Consider the following 15,048-nt stretch of genomic DNA (forward strand, 5'->3'; position numbering starts at 1 on the left):
TTTAGAATTGGGAGACTTTCATGGCTTTAATTTTGGGTTTTTTATCAAATAAAAATCGGGGTTTAATTAAGGCTCTAAAAACCAGAAAAAGCGATCTCAATTCCCCTGGAACTTTTTGGTTTTTCCATTGACCGGGACGACAAAATAAAAGTTCAATCAGTTGACGATATTGAGATAAACTCACGGCTTCAAATTCGACCTGTAGGGTTAAGTTATCTCCTTTGTAATCGAAGGTTTTGATGTGTCCCTGTAGGCTTAAATTTTCTTCAACCCAATCTAGTTTAATGGTCTGCTGAGTCGAAAAATCCAGGGGATATTGGGTTGTAATATCAATTTCTGCACCAGCTTCTGAGACTTGGGTTGTAATTCCCCAAAGAGTTTGATTTTGAATCTGAATTTGTACCACTCGCCGTAATTCAAACCAATCATAATGATCAGGTTTAGGGGCATCAATTGTCATTAAAATAGATAAGGTAATAATAATTAAATTGTAAACGCCCCAAATAATTCCTAAACTGATTCCAGATTCGGTATTAATTTCGTCTATTTCAGGTGTTCCTAAAATCGTAATTTTCAGGACAGCTAAAGCTGTTAAGATCCAAAATCCAATTAAGGGTAAAGCCAAATTATGATTCCAATTATAGCGATCTTGAATGATACCCTTTGGCGTTACCTTAAATCCTTGATTAAAAGGATTAAGGATTGTATTAAATACCATTAATCCTAACTGAAAACAATGTTGAATAGAGCAAATTTCATTAAAAATAAAAGAGCGACTATGATAATTTAACCAAGAAAAAGTTATCATCTGAAAGAAATAAATGGGGGTAAAAAAGTAAAGCCATTCATCTAAAGAGGCTTGAACGGGAAGAATATTAAAGAAGGCATAAATTAAGGGCATTATCAGTAAATAGATTCTCAATCCAAACATAAACCAACTGGCTAATCCTTCTAAATGAGCTAACCGTTGTACGAGGGTTAAACCTGGAATGGTTAAGGGATTAGACTTAATAAAAAAGGCTTGTAATGTTCCTTGTCCCCATCGTTCTCGTTGCGTTAAATGAGCATTAATATTTTCTGCTGCTAACCCAGCACTTAATTTTTCATTCAAATAAACCAGGCGATATCCCTTAGCTGTTAACTGAATTCCGGTGAAATAATCTTCACAAATAGATTCTGTAACAAACCCTCCAATACTCTCTAAAGCACTGCGGCGCACAACAAAAGAGGTTCCTGAACAAACGGTACTCCCCACCGAATTTTTGATTAATTCCAGTTGACGATAAAATTGTTCTTCATCAGGAAGTAATTGATTTTCTAAGCCTAAATTTCGGGCAATTGGGTCAAAGTTATAATAAGTTTGGGGGGTTTGAACTAAGGCAATTTGAGAATCTTGGAAAAAGCCAATGGTTCGATTTATAAAGTTTTTGGTGGGAATAAAATCTGCATCAAATACAACAATTAATTCTCCTTTTGTCTGCATTAACGCATGATTTAAGTTTCCGGCTTTAGCGTAAAGATTATCAACCCGTGTAATATATTGACATCCTAAAGTTTTAGCTAATTTTTTAATTTCTGGGCGACGAGTATCATCAAGGAGATAAATTTTTTTATGGGGATAATCTAAAGCTTGACAGCCAATTATTGTCCGTTTTATAATAAATTCAGGTTCATCATAGCTGGGAATAAAAATATCCACTGAAGGGGTATATCGAGTTTCTATAATATCCTTAGCTAGGGGATTGACTTCAGATTTATTATCCTTAATTTTTAGGGATAAATAAAGTTGTAAGCTACTCAGAAGCAGCATAAGTAATTCAGCTAAAAATAACCCTAAACTTAAGATTCCAGCAACAGGATGAGTTAAATTGAGTGTGGTAATACCCCGCCATAATAAATATCTCAGAATAATGGCTAAATTAATACTAATAATTAACGCTCTTGTCCAAGTTTGAGGCTGCGGAGAGACTTTAATAATAATTGCTGCAATTCCAGAAAAAATTAGGGTCGGTAACAACAAATATTTAGGAGACAATTCAGGAACTTCAGACCACCAGGGAGGATTATTTTGGAAGTTACAAAGGAGATTAAAAAATTTGGTAATGTTGGGTTCGCCGTTCAACCACGCTAGGCTCAATACAGTAATCAATGTAACTAATCCCAGAAACACTAAAGTGGTCGTTTGAGGGAGAGGATATCCCAACAAAATTAACCGTTTCAGGCGTTGACTACTAAACCCAAATGTCATAATGCAGAAACTCCTATTGGAACGCATTTAGTCTGTATTGAGTCAGAGGTCATCCCTAAGACTCAGATTCGCAGAAGAACTGCTTTACATTATTTAACATTTTTTTGAAAATTGCAGGGTTTCTGTTATTTTTCGTTGAATTAATTTTTTATTTTACCTTGAAAATATTATCGAAAATGCTTCTGTATCGGGGTTTGAGCCAAATTAATGCAGAGTTTTTGCCTTATTCCCAGGTTTCTAATTCTGTCATCCAGTTATTCCAAAGAGCAATTAATTGTTCTCGACGGGTTTCAAAAGTAGCAGCAATCCAAATTAAAATTAACCCTAAAATAAAGGAAATTACCCATTTCATAAAAGAATAATGAGCATTGAGAATCATCAGTTGCTCTACAATATTAATTAAAAATGTTGCAGTTCCAATATAGAGAAACGCTCGAATTTTAAATCCTAACCCAGCAAAAATTGTGATTAAGCTTAAGATTCCCGGAAGAATCCCTATCCCTTGATTAGTTATCAGAGACATTCCACAAAATAGACTGGTTCCAAAAATCCGAAATCCATGTCGCCAAGGGCGATTTTGTTCTAAGGTTAAATTGGGTTCAAATTGGGCAAAATAAAGTAATGATAAGGCAATGGGGAGGGTCAGAATAAACTCATCCGCTTGATAATTAATAAACCCTAACCCATTATAAAAGGTAAAATTAATTAAGATTAAACTGAAATAACTTAAGCGAATATTCCGGGTAAAGCTCGATAACACCATATACAATATTATGGCAAGAATGGCTGAAATATACCACGTTAATTGTTGTTCGGGTTGTAAGAGGAAAAAGGAAGTGATAACCGTGATAATCGGAAGAATAATGGCTGCTCTTTTCCAGGGTTTCTCCGACCATCCACCATTATTCCAAGGCAAAATATAAAAGAACCAGGATATGATTGATACAATTGACCCTGACCAAGGAATAAAAAATCCGTTTAAATTGAATAAATGTTGAAGATAAAGAATTAAAGCGGTTGCTTCTGCTAAACCGAGATAGACCCAAATTTCAGAGGCTGTAGGATTGGAATTATAACGACCTTGGAAAATAGCATAACGCACGACTAATATACTGGTTCCAATGGCTAAAAAAGGTTGAGAATAACCTGGAGTTAAACTGGCTAACACTAAAAATAGACTACTAATAAACCAATGAAGATGGGCAATGAATTTGATTTCACTTTCCAGCAGTCGTAAATAAACCGTTAACCCAGGACTGAGAACTCGATAGGCATACATTAAACTGGTTCCTAATGTGGCAAAAGCAATCCATTGTGTGGCTAAAGGTTGAGACTGAATTTGATAGAATAAAATTTCATAGGTAGAAACAGAAACCCCTATCAATCCTAAATAAGTTAAAGGTTTGGTGTCGTTACTGCGTCTGCCAATACCGATTAAAATTAAAGCCAGCCCTAAAGATGTTAATCCTGTCCAATTAGCAACAGTTGGGAAGCGGAAAATAACACCTAAAAGACCGTAAAGAATAGGAATAACTTGCCAAGGGTTAGGCAGTTTTTTAATTTGATAATAACGTTGCCACCAATCTCCAAAAAGTTGTGTAATCAGTCCTAAAATAATATTAGTAACTGCTAAACTAACTAAAGAACGGTCGTTAAAAATTAGAATTTCAACAATCAGTAATTCAACCGCCCAAGCTAAACTATATAATATCCAAGGGGAGAATCCAGACCTGTCTCTTCTGGGTGGTTCTGCTATATTGAATCCTCGGAGAATTAAGGCAATTATTACAATGATTAACGTTGAAATCAGGTTAGAATTCGCTGGAAATTTCGCTGCATATAATCCAAAGGAATGAAGGGTTATCGCTGAAAGTTCAAACCCTAATAGTACCATTGCCCAACCATCAATGGATTTTTTATAAAGTTTAATAATCTTTGATTGAGATGAACCATATCGAGATAACATTAAACGCAATATCCATAACCCGGTGACGGTTAAACTCAATAGCATTAACCATCCTTCTCTGACTACAAAATCCTGTACGGATAAAAAGAGTAAAGTTAATCCTAAACCAACGGTAAAAGTTGATGCCAATAACGTTTTTAGAACTTGAGTATTAACAACCATTAATAGCGTTGTTAAGCTTAAACTCAATAAACGGATTTCAGGATGGGGTAACGTTAAAATTTGAACTAACCCACAAGCTACAAGACTAAATTGGCTGGCTTTTATTCGTTGGGTGTCTGTGGTTTGGGTTGCTACAACTGTTAAGGCTAGGGGTGTGATTAACCAAGTAATTTCTAAAGTTTTGTTATCAAAATAAAAGTTAGTTAAAAATAACATATAACTGAGTTCAGATAATACTATTCCTAGGTTTAAGGCATCTTTTCGGATAATATTATCTAAGGGGCTATTGACCGTAAATAATAAAAATTCACCCAGCATTAAGCCCAATAAAATTATTGCCCAAAGTTCTAAGGTTAAGTTGGGAAATTGCCAGTAAACTAGATTACAAACGGTAACTAACCCTAAAAGATGGGTGGCTAAAACTAAGGGGGGTTTTAGGGGTTGACGACGGCTCGTAATCACCGCTAAAGTAATAGTAGAGGCTAATAAATTTAGCGATCGCAATGGGGGGTTTAATAATGATAAACTGGTTAAAAATAACCCGAAAATTAAACCCATTTGATCTCCAAACTGAGCTAATTTTCGTTGGGGACGGTGGTAAATCCAATCCGTAAAGACAACCATTGCAATGAGATAGGGAAACCAGGTTAAACTGAGTAAAGCCCAAGGAGACTGCTGAGAACGGGCAACTTCTACTCCAACTGTAATGGCTGTTTGTCTAAGTTCCGGTGGAATTAAACGACCTACTAACACCACCATTGATAATCCAAAACCAAAAATTGCAGCTAAATCTTGTCGTTTCCAGTATTTTAATAAATTATGAGTAAAAATTCCAACTCCAATTCCACTGATTAAAAAGGCTTGTCCGGGTTGAGTAAAAAGAGTTGTTAACCAGCCGAAAATTAGAATACCATAGCTACACCGATGTAAAATAATAGAAGGAGAAAGATATAAAAATATTGAAAAGATTCCTAATGCTAATCCGAGTTCACTAATGGGAATATCAACCCCAAAAATTGCCCGACCAAACAGCAAGGCTAAAAGATAAATCACAATAATTTTAGGGTCGATGCGTTGGTTGGGAGTCGAAGATGTTGAGGGCGGGTTAGCAATAGTTAAAATTCCACTGATGATAATTCCTAAATAAACCGCTATGATGGGAAAACCTGGAATTTGCCACCCCCAGTTTAGATAACTTAATCCTAACTGGTTGAAGAGGAAACGACGTTGCAATTGTCCTTGATTTCGATATAAGATAATAGTGAGGGCAGTTAGCGCAATTGTAGCGATCGCTATTGTAACTAAACCCAAAGGATATAACCACAACTTTAATCCATCCATTGCCCAAAAATTTAGAGGAATTAACAGTAAGGTAACTAATTTTAAAGCTTCCGCCGTCACGGGTAAGCTAGACTGTTGACTTCCCCATAAACTCGTCCCCCAAAACGCAAAGGTATAGGCAAATAAGATTAAATATTGTCCGGTGGCTGGAAATTTTTCCCATTGACTCGCTGCTAAAACCCCAGAGGAAACAATGACTAAAAATAACCCTAAAAATAATAGCCAGCGAACACTCAATTCAGCTTTTAAAGATTCCACTAAATCTGTTATAATCGCTGGTAATTCAAAAGCAGGTTGAGGCGGTTTAGAAACAACAGAATTTCGAGTTGTTGTTTCCGTGCTAACCACTTTAGTTTTCTCAGAAGAGACAACCTTTCGAGGGATAGGGTCACTTAAATAAAGTTCACCAATTTCGCGCACTTGGGCATCGGATAATAAACCTAAACGCAACCAAGCTTCTAACCCTTCTAAAATCATCGGATTAGTTGTATCAGCTTGAATTAAGATGCGAATCAGGTGTTTTGAAGGGGACATGGGGAGAAATAGGGTTTTGGGGAAAAGACGGAATGGATTTTGATGTATGTCTACGATAACGGCTAATCTTGCGAGTTAGATTTTTATTAATAATTATTTTAGATCATCAAACAGCTAAAAACCCAGCTTCTGGTCTGAATTCATTAATGATTGAGAACGGCTATAATTTCCTTTGAAATTAATGGCTATTTCGGTTATTTTATGCTATCTTAATCCTTAAGCATTTATTCAGTCTGCTATGGTTCAAACTGACCCCCCACGTTCCCCGAAAGAAGTCCTACCGACGATGTATGACCTCAAAAGTGAAGACCCGGAGGAACCCGGTTTGCCAGACGAATTCCATGATTTACAACCCGAATTATTGAGAATAACGTTTCATCCCCCCGGTTATTCTCCTGACTCGGTTTTTATTGCCAGTGACCTCAATCTCTATTATGACCCTCACCATTTGAACTGGTATAAACGCCCAGATTGGTTTGCAGTTATGGGGGTATCTCGGTTATATGAACAACGGGATTTACGCTTAAGTTATGTAACTTGGCAAGAAGGAGTAAACCCGTTTGTGGTGGTAGAATTATTATCACCCGGAACAGAAGCCGAAGATTTAGGTCAAACCTTGCGGGAAATTCATCAACCTCCGACAAAATGGGAAGTCTACGAACGGATTTTACGCATTCCTTATTATGTAGTTTTTAGTCGTTATACCAATGAACTGCGGGTGTTTCAAAATAATGCCAGTCGCTATCAGGAATTAACGGTTTCAAATTCACGGGTTTGGATGCCCGAATTAGAATTAGGTTTAGGATTATGGCAAGGATGTTATCAAGGAATTGCAGGATGTTGGTTGCGTTGGTATGATCAAAATCAGAATTGGATACCAACACCGACAGAACAAATAGAACAAGAACGACAAAAAGTTGAAGAATTAGAAGCCCTATTGCAGCGTTATCGAGAACAATATGGCGATTTATCCTAATAATTATAGAGACGTGACCTATAAATAATTTAGAGAGACGCGCCATAATTTAGAGAGACGCGCCATGGCACGTCTCTACAGATTTTGGTAAGGGTTAGAGAAGGAATCAATGTTAGAATCCGTTACGAGCCCAAACAACCATTGAAATTGAAAAAGTAAACAGCACTAACAGCGAAACCCAGCCCAGTGAGACAATATCCATAGTAATGTTAAAAAAAACGTTGCAAAATAACTGCACTGTAGATCATAACTTGAAACGGAGCGATCGCGTGAATCTAAACTCCTCCTCAAATTTTACGGCGACCGAACGGTTAGAATCTCTCAAGGGAGGTCTTTTAGCCGGATTTTGTGTCGGACTGACTCATATTCTCCTCAGTAGCCTTAACCTGTGGCTTTGGGGACAACCGATTAATGTTTGGTTTTCCGTCCCCATCGCAGGAGTTAGCGGGTTTTTATTTGGTGTCACCTATCGATATATTATTCGGGGTGACAATAACCCGCAATTAAAATTAGGAGGAATTTTTGCCTTTGGACTGGTTCGCGGCTTGGCAGAAATTGACATCCAACTTAAAACCCAAACTTCCCTGGAACAAATAGTTATTGTAGCTGGCGAAAGTTTATTATTATTTGGAATAGCGGGATTAATCTTAGATAAAGCCTTACAAAAAGGTTGGATTAAACCCTTTTGTTAAACTTTTCCCCCTATTCCCGGTTGCCAATTTTAACTTAAATTCAAAACCTCAAAATCCGGTTCTCCATAGGTCATATTGCCGTCAATGGCTGACAAAATCTTACCATTTGCTAAATCTGAAAATAAACAATCACAGACCAACTGACCCACATCCCCCCGATGAATGATACCTGCAACTCGGTAATTTTCCGTTAATATCCCATTTCCCGTTGCGGGTTCAGACTTTAACCCCCCCGGACGAATAATGGTGTAAGTCAGCCCACTATTAATTAAATGTTGTTCTGCTTTTTCCTTTTCCACCAAAACCGATTTTAAGGTTTCCAACGCTTGGGGCGGTAAAGCCACCACACTCTCCCCACTCCCAATCGAAGACACTAAAATAAACTTCCTGACCCCCGCTTTCACCGCCGCATCAATTAAATTTTTATTTCCTAAATAATCAGCCCTCTCTCCCTCTTTGGGTAAACCGCCAATGGTACTAATCACGGCGGAAATGGGTTCTGGGCCTAATAGTGCCTGTTCAACGGCTGTTATCTCTAACGCATCCCCCATGACCACTTGTACCCCCATTGCTTCCAATTCGGGGCGAGTGTCCGGTGTTCTTAACAATGCTTTCACGTTTTGCTGTTGGTTTCGTAAGCAGTTCACCACTTCTCGTCCGACACCTCGACTCGCACCAGCGACAAAAATATAAGATTCCGTGTTCATGGCTGTTAAAAATTCCATCAATTCTTTATTATCTATCAATCTACAAGATGGTTGTGCTAACGTGACCAACGACTACACCCAATCAAAGATGTTGAGGGAAAACCCTCTGATAAATCAATAAAAGCTACAATCGTTTTATATTATGAATCCTTGTACGATTAAGTCCCCCTATTAACAGTTCTAGCCGTGTCCTTACAAAAATTATTTCAAATTAGCACTTCGGCGCCGCCGCCTATCCATTGTACAAATCCCGCCTGTCCCCAACCGCGTAACTCGTTAGGAAATCACATTTGTGAAGCTTGTCAAACTCCCCTAACCTATCGATATTTGTGGGCGACGGGTGCCGGGGCGAATCAAATTCAACCGGGTCAGTTAGTGGGAAATCGCTATTATGTAACCTTTCCGCAAGTTTGGTTAGATACCAAACCCGGAGCTCCGCCGATTTTGCCCGATATGCTCTCGGAGTCAATTTTGTCCTATTTATACTTACATCCCCATCGACTCCATATTCCTGGGGTGTTTGGGGTGTATCCCTTGGGAATTCCCCCAGAAGCAACGGAAACTTTATTATTAGATAACATTCCCGTTGATAGTCGGGGTCAATTGTTACCGACGTTAGTAGAAGCATGGCCAAAAACGAACCCGGTGCGTCAGGTGTATTGGTTATGGCAAATGCTGCAATTATGGACACCGTTAACTGAACAAGGTGCCTCCTATAGTTTATTAGTCAAAGATAATTTACGAGTAGATGGATGGCGGGTGCGGTTGCGAGAACTGCATCAAGGTAAAGTTCAACCGACCCAACGAGATTTAGCCGAGTCTTGGACAGCGTTTATTGAAACCGCCCATCCCACCATCCAATATCGGTTACAAACCCTGCATCAATTGCTGCGTCATCAGGAAGACTCGTTAAAAGAAGTGGCGAGTCAACTGAATCACTTATTAATGGAACAAGCGGCTCAATTACCCTTACATTTAGCGGTCATGGGCTTAACCGATGTGGGGATTAAACGTTCCCATAATGAGGATAGTTGTTATCCGAATCTTCACGATGTACGGAATCTTTATATTTATCCCAATGATAAATTAATTCCTAATTTAAGTATTGTTTGTGATGGTGTGGGGGGTCATGACGGGGGCGAGGTAGCCAGTCAATTAGCGGTACAATCTGTTAAACCGTTAATTCATAGTTTAATGGCGGAAATTTATGCTCAAGAAGAGTTAGCACCGCCGGAATTAATTATGGAACAATTGCAAGAAATTGCCCGCGTTGTTAATAATGTAATTGCGGCACAAAATAATCAACAGGGACGAGAATTTAGACAACGGATGGGAACAACCTTAGTCATGGCGTTGCAACTCCCCCAAAAAGTCAAAACCCCAGAGGGAGTTGAATTGAATAATTGCCATGAACTTTATATTGTTAATGTTGGGGATAGTCGAGCTTATTGGATAACCCAGAATTCCTGTCAACAATTAACCCTTGATGATGACGTGATAAATCGAGAAATCCGTCATGGTCGCTCTTTATATTGGGATGCTGCTCAACGCTCTGGTTCCGGTGCTTTAACCCAAGCGTTAGGAACCCGGGAAGCGGAATTTTTACGCCCTATGGTGCAACGATTTATTATTGAAGAAGACGGATTATTATTATTATGTTCCGATGGATTAAGTGATAATCAACGAGTGGAACAATGTTGGCAAGATTTTTCCGCTTCGGTGTTAAATGGAGAACAATCTTTAGAATCTGCTGTGCAAGGATGGATTGATGTTGCTAATGACAAAAATGGTCATGATAATGTTTCCGTTGTTTTAACGTATTGTGGGGTTTCTCCTCAAAAATTAGTGTTAGTAGAAACCATCCCGTTATCCACAAAACCAGAACCCCTCGAAACAGAACCAACGGAAGCATCCAAAGTTTTATTATATGGTGAATCTATTCCTGAACCAGAAATTCAACCCACACCAAAACCTCCCTCCAAATGGAAGGAAGTTGCCTTTATTCTGAGTTTATTTGCTATAGTAATATCCGCAGGTTTTGCGATTTGGTGGCAAGTTAGTCAATCTCAACTCAAATCAATTCCTGAACAACCAAAACCCACCAATAAACGTTAGTTCTGATTCTAACTTAATTATGGTGTTCCCCCAGGCGTTCCACTTCCTAACTGCACATTAGGGGTTTGAATAATATTCGCTTGTTGACCATTCCATTTTTCCACCCTGACTCGTTCTACTCTTAAACGTTCTAATTCTAATAATTGGGGGGTAATGGAATTGGCTAATAAACGGTTTGATTCTGCTTCGGCTCTGGCTTGTTCAATGGTGACTTGAGCTTCTCCTTTAGCTTTAGCAACATTAGATGCAGCTTCTGCTTCGACTTTACGACGATTAGATTCAGCCGTTTGAGCCGCTTGTTGCGCCGCAAATTGTTCATCAATACTCTTTTGAATTTCAGGTGGTAAACGTAGAGGATTCAATAAAGAAATATCTTGAACAACAATAATTGTAAACCGCTTTTGGGTACAATCTCTCACACCATTCACTAATTTTTGTTGATTCATCGGTAACATGGCTGGCGTTAATTTCTGATTTTCTGCGACTTCTCCAAAACAATTTCTTAACCCATTTCTTAACTCATTAGCTCGAAATTGCTCAGGGGTTTTTCGGTAGGTTTCATAAAATTGATGAAGTTTGGTTTTTGTTGTTCCTGAAAGAGCTTCTGTACTAAATCCAAAGGAAACTCCGACATCCGCAGAAACGGGACTCCCTCCGACTGAAAATACCACGGATTCATCCGTCGGTGAACCCTCGGTTGCAGCTTGAGTAAAGGGATAGGTATTAATAAATGTAGGGAAAACTACAACTTCTTCTGTATAACCATTATACCACACTCTTCCTGTAACTACTTTGGCGTTTTCGATGCCTTTTTCTCCGCCATAAAGTTGAATTTTTAACCCAGCGTAACCCGGTTCAACAGTGGTGACACTGGTTCCTGGAACAATACCACAGGAACTTAAACTGGTTCCTAAAAGAGTGGTGAATAGAATAGATGAAAAACGGGTGAATTTCATCGCTTTTTAGCTCCCTGTAATAAATCAAGGGGTGAAAAATTTAATTGAGAACAATCAGGATCATTTTTTAAGGTTTGATATATTTCTATTTTTTCCTGAATTGAAGTTGGAGATAATTCGATAAAATCCCAGATTTTTAATTTTTTATATTCAGGAAAGTAAGAAATAAATACTTTTTTTGCTTGAGAAGCTTGCCCTATCTTTAATAAGCTATAAACTCCTGAACTGCTTAATAGGATAAAAACGAAAAGCCACATTAAAAAGCCAATCATTGGTAGATTAGAGTTTAAAAAATGAGGAGCCATTGCAATTAAGAATAGAGAAATAAAAACTTCTATCATTCCAATGACTAACCATTTTTTTAGAGGATTAGTTCTCAAAATCCCCTCCTATATAATAACAGATTTGATTGTTTATCTGGACTATTTCACGATGGCTTAATTTTTGGAAACCATACTAATATTATATGTTGTCTTTCCTAAACCCTTTCTTGGGGGATAACCGTACTGTTTAAACGCTGTTGACAAGTGATTATGGTTTGCTATAACGAGATAGAATCGGGAAATTTGCGATCGCTATTGAAAACAAACTTAATTTGATCAATCTTTTGGCTTCTACTAGCGACAACTGATAGGTGTTGGGAACAAGGAAGGTAAAATTTAGGGCTGAAATCTTTGTCTATTCTGGGTTTGAAGCCTATCTACTTGATTAAGGGGTTGGCGCAAGTTCTGAAAGTCTTATGGGAAAGGGATTTTAGGATATTTTTCTTTTTACCCCTTGTTACGTCAATGGCTGAAATGGTATATTTAGATCACGTTGGCGCAATCGAACCTCGAAAACTTCATAAATTAAGGGTTTCAAAAGCCTGCGGTTATAATAGCCATTAATCCCTTTCAGGGATTGAAACCTCAAATTAATTCAATATCCGACACCAGGATTGGGGGTAAAGTTATAATAGCCATTAATCCCTTTCAGGGATTGAAACTTAATTTTGAGATTTAATTAATATGTTGATCATAATGTTATAATAGCCATTAATCCCTTTCAGGGATTGAAACGATGATTTCCTCTCGGTTGTCCAATACGCGGCGGAGTTATAATAGCCATTAATCCCTTTCAGGGATTGAAACATAAGTCTTAATGTGGGTTTGAATGCCTACCTCAAGTTATAATAGCCATTAATCCCTTTCAGGGATTGAAACAGTATTTAACATTAAAAGCGATTTCCTTTGGTTCAGTTATAATAGCCATTAATCCCTTTCAGGGATTGAAACCTGGAAATACTGCACTAATCTTTATCTTGATTATCGGTTATAATAGCCATTAATCCCTTTCAGGGATTGAAACTTCTTTACCAAAGTAATGAAGGTTCAGTTTTCCGGTAGTTATAATAGCCATTAATCCCTTTCAGGGATTGAAACTTTTCAATGTAATTAACTAAAGTATTCAATTGAAGTTATAATAGCCATTAATCCCTTTCAGGGATTGAAACACCTATGGACTAATAAGCAGCAATCTAAACCTGAATCGTTATAATAGCCATTAATCCCTTTCAGGGATGGATTTCACCGCCCGGACTCAGTTATCAGTCAATAGGGAATCTTGAAATAGGGAATAGGGAATGGGGAATGGGGAATGGGGAATGGGGAATGGGGAATGGGGAATGGGGAATGGGGAAGAGCCAACATCCCTCTTTTCCACTGATCTGTTTAAGAATGTTGTGAATCATTTAATATAGTGAAATCCTGTAATAATTTATGTTTAGTTTAATGATTCATCAACAGCATTTTTCCAGATTGTTATTGAGTTTCTTGATAACTTTTTCCTTGAATCCTTTCCTGTTAGCGTCTGTCGCTCGTTCTCAAACTTTAGCTTATTGTAAATTATCTCCGCAAGCGATCGCTCAAAAAGAAAGTTTACGACAAACCGCATTAACCGGAGATGCCCAGGGTATTCAAAACTATAATACCATTTTAATTCAACACGCTCAACAAGTCAATCAATGTCGTCAACGAATTAACCCCAAAACTCAAGCGATATGGTTACGATTATATCCCTGTGATGCTCGACCCGGAGAAATTGAGCGGATTTTAGATAATATTATTAATCAAGGCTATAACAAAGTTTATTTAGAAGTATTTTATGATGGTCAAGTGTTGTTACCTGCTAGTAAAAATCCCACTGCTTGGCTATCAGCAATGCGATCGCCAGGAATGGAAAACCGCGATTTATTAGCAGAAACCATCCAAAAAGGTAGACAACGGGGCTTAAAAGTTTATGCTTGGATGTTTATGTTAAATTATGGTTATACTTATACTTTAAAACCCGATAAACAAACTGTTTTAGCTCGTAATGGTAAGGGAGAAACAACAACAACAGCAGTCATTGATCAAACGAAAATCGACGAATATGGCGAAAGTTTTGTCAATCAAGGGTTTGTTGATCCCTATCATCCCACTGCTAGACAAGATTATTTGACCTTATTAAATGCTATTTTACAACGTCGTCCAGATGGCGTTTTATTTGATTATGTCCGCTATCCCAAAGGGTTAGGAGGAGAATCCGTTGCGACCAAAGTAAAAGATTTATGGATTTATGGAGAAGCGTCTCAACAAGCATTTTTAAATCGAGCCAGTAGTCAAAAAGGCAAAGACTTAATGCAGCGATTTATACAGCAAGGATTTATTACTGAAAATGATGTAAAAGCGGTGACAGAAAAATACCCTGATGAAAAAGATAAACCTTATTGGCCTGATGAGAAACAGTGGAAAACTTTAGCTTCTGTTCCTAAACTGGGAGAAACATTACAATTACAATTATGGCGGTTAAGTGTTGCCCATGCTAGACAGGGAGTTTTAGACTTTTTAGCAACCGTAACTCAACCTGTTCAAAGCCAAGGAATTCCTGCGGGAGCCGTGTTTTTTCCTGAAGGAAATCGTAAAATAGGAGCCATGGGGTTTGACTCCCGAATGCAGCCTTGGGATCAATTTTCACCCTCAATTGAATGGCATCCCATGTCCTATGCAGTGTGTGGGGAAACGAACTGTATTACAGCACAAGTTCAGCAAGTTATTCAGCAAGCTCCCCCAGGAACTCAAGTGATTCCCGCTTTAGCCGGAGACTGGGGAAAATCCATAAAAAATCGCCCTTCTTTAGAACAGCAAATGGTGAATATTTCTGCAATGATTCCTCAAATTAATGCGTTTAGTCATTATGGTTATGATTGGCAAGATTTGGAAGAAACTCGACAACGAAAATTCTGTAAATGATAAGGATTAAGATAATTAGCTCTACAAAATGACTGATTGTAGTTCATATTGGATAAATCCCGCTATAATGAATTTATCAATT

Annotated in this window: 10 protein-coding genes and 1 CRISPR repeat array; of the genes, 4 read left to right on the top strand and 6 right to left on the bottom strand. The window is 38.0% G+C overall.

Annotation, left to right across the window (positions count from 1 at the left end; genetic code table 11):
* Nucleotide 1: 1 nt before the first annotated feature.
* The gene (locus PL9214_RS15185; protein ID WP_072719628.1) at nucleotides 2-2,248 is read right to left on the bottom strand and encodes a glycosyltransferase family 2 protein; all 2,247 of its coding nucleotides are present in this window, start codon (nucleotides 2,246-2,248) and stop codon (nucleotides 2-4) included.
* A gap of 223 nt (nucleotides 2,249-2,471) precedes the next feature.
* On the bottom strand, nucleotides 2,472-6,251 hold the full coding sequence (locus PL9214_RS15190) for a hypothetical protein (protein ID WP_072719629.1): 3,780 nt from the start codon (nucleotides 6,249-6,251) through the stop codon (nucleotides 2,472-2,474).
* A 238-nt stretch (nucleotides 6,252-6,489) separates the two neighbouring features.
* Here PL9214_RS15190 and PL9214_RS15195 point away from each other — a divergent pair, with 238 nt between their 5' ends.
* The gene (locus PL9214_RS15195) at nucleotides 6,490-7,227 is read left to right on the top strand and encodes a Uma2 family endonuclease (protein ID WP_072719630.1); all 738 of its coding nucleotides are present in this window, start codon (nucleotides 6,490-6,492) and stop codon (nucleotides 7,225-7,227) included.
* Between the two features lie 112 nt (nucleotides 7,228-7,339).
* On the opposite strand, the gene petN is transcribed toward PL9214_RS15195, so the two are convergent.
* Nucleotides 7,340-7,429 carry a cytochrome b6-f complex subunit PetN gene (petN, locus tag PL9214_RS32715; protein WP_071782645.1) on the bottom strand — a complete coding sequence of 30 codons (90 nt, stop codon included), beginning with the start codon at nucleotides 7,427-7,429 and terminating at the stop codon, nucleotides 7,340-7,342.
* A 4-nt stretch (nucleotides 7,430-7,433) separates the two neighbouring features.
* Here petN and PL9214_RS15205 point away from each other — a divergent pair, with 4 nt between their 5' ends.
* Nucleotides 7,434-7,919: a hypothetical protein gene (locus PL9214_RS15205; RefSeq protein ID WP_245824257.1), complete on the top strand. Its 486-nt coding sequence runs from the start codon at nucleotides 7,434-7,436 to the stop codon at nucleotides 7,917-7,919.
* Between the two features lie 29 nt (nucleotides 7,920-7,948).
* Here the strand turns inward: PL9214_RS15205 and PL9214_RS15210 are convergent, their stop codons facing one another.
* A complete protein-coding gene (locus PL9214_RS15210) occupies nucleotides 7,949-8,626 on the bottom strand; it encodes an SDR family oxidoreductase (protein WP_072720062.1) in 678 nt (225 codons plus the stop codon).
* A 186-nt stretch (nucleotides 8,627-8,812) separates the two neighbouring features.
* Between PL9214_RS15210 and PL9214_RS15215 the strand changes: the two genes are divergently transcribed.
* Complete coding sequence (locus PL9214_RS15215; RefSeq protein ID WP_072719631.1) at nucleotides 8,813-10,741, top strand: PP2C family protein-serine/threonine phosphatase; 1,929 nt, start codon at nucleotides 8,813-8,815, stop codon at nucleotides 10,739-10,741.
* A 17-nt stretch (nucleotides 10,742-10,758) separates the two neighbouring features.
* Here the strand turns inward: PL9214_RS15215 and PL9214_RS15220 are convergent, their stop codons facing one another.
* Together PL9214_RS15220 and PL9214_RS15225 are read right to left on the bottom strand one after the other, a co-directional pair.
* Complete coding sequence (locus tag PL9214_RS15220; RefSeq protein WP_072719632.1) at nucleotides 10,759-11,697, bottom strand: SPFH domain-containing protein; 939 nt, start codon at nucleotides 11,695-11,697, stop codon at nucleotides 10,759-10,761.
* Nucleotides 11,694-12,077, bottom strand: coding sequence for a hypothetical protein (locus PL9214_RS15225; RefSeq protein ID WP_139295064.1), 384 nt, complete (start codon nucleotides 12,075-12,077; stop codon nucleotides 11,694-11,696). Before PL9214_RS15225 ends, PL9214_RS15220 begins: the two co-directional genes overlap by 4 nt.
* Nucleotides 12,078-12,567: 490 nt before the next feature.
* A CRISPR array of direct repeats spans nucleotides 12,568-13,263; the repeat unit is 37 nt; unit sequence GTTATAATAGCCATTAATCCCTTTCAGGGATTGAAAC.
* A 191-nt stretch (nucleotides 13,264-13,454) separates the two neighbouring features.
* On the opposite strand from PL9214_RS15225, the gene PL9214_RS15230 reads away from it, so the two are divergent.
* Complete coding sequence (locus PL9214_RS15230; RefSeq protein WP_072719634.1) at nucleotides 13,455-14,966, top strand: family 10 glycosylhydrolase; 1,512 nt, start codon at nucleotides 13,455-13,457, stop codon at nucleotides 14,964-14,966.
* Nucleotides 14,967-15,048 lie beyond the last annotated feature (82 nt).

This window comes from Planktothrix tepida PCC 9214, from assembly GCF_900009145.1.
Taxonomy (GTDB): Bacteria; Cyanobacteriota; Cyanobacteriia; order Cyanobacteriales; family Microcoleaceae; genus Planktothrix; species Planktothrix tepida.

Bases quoted from the DNA above. Each gene is read 5' to 3' on its own strand.
- PL9214_RS15210 (WP_072720062.1), bottom strand. From the start codon at position 8,626: ATGAACACGGAATCTTATATTTTTGTCGCTGGTGCGAGTCGAGGTGTC.
- PL9214_RS15185 (WP_072719628.1), bottom strand. From the start codon at position 2,248: ATGACATTTGGGTTTAGTAGTCAACGCCTGAAACGGTTAATTTTGTTG.
- petN (WP_071782645.1), bottom strand. From the start codon at position 7,429: ATGGATATTGTCTCACTGGGCTGGGTTTCGCTGTTAGTGCTGTTTACT.
- PL9214_RS15195 (WP_072719630.1), top strand. From the start codon at position 6,490: ATGGTTCAAACTGACCCCCCACGTTCCCCGAAAGAAGTCCTACCGACG.
- PL9214_RS15190 (WP_072719629.1), bottom strand. From the start codon at position 6,251: ATGTCCCCTTCAAAACACCTGATTCGCATCTTAATTCAAGCTGATACA.
- PL9214_RS15220 (WP_072719632.1), bottom strand. From the start codon at position 11,697: ATGAAATTCACCCGTTTTTCATCTATTCTATTCACCACTCTTTTAGGA.
- PL9214_RS15205 (WP_245824257.1), top strand. From the start codon at position 7,434: ATGTTAAAAAAAACGTTGCAAAATAACTGCACTGTAGATCATAACTTG.
- PL9214_RS15230 (WP_072719634.1), top strand. From the start codon at position 13,455: ATGTTTAGTTTAATGATTCATCAACAGCATTTTTCCAGATTGTTATTG.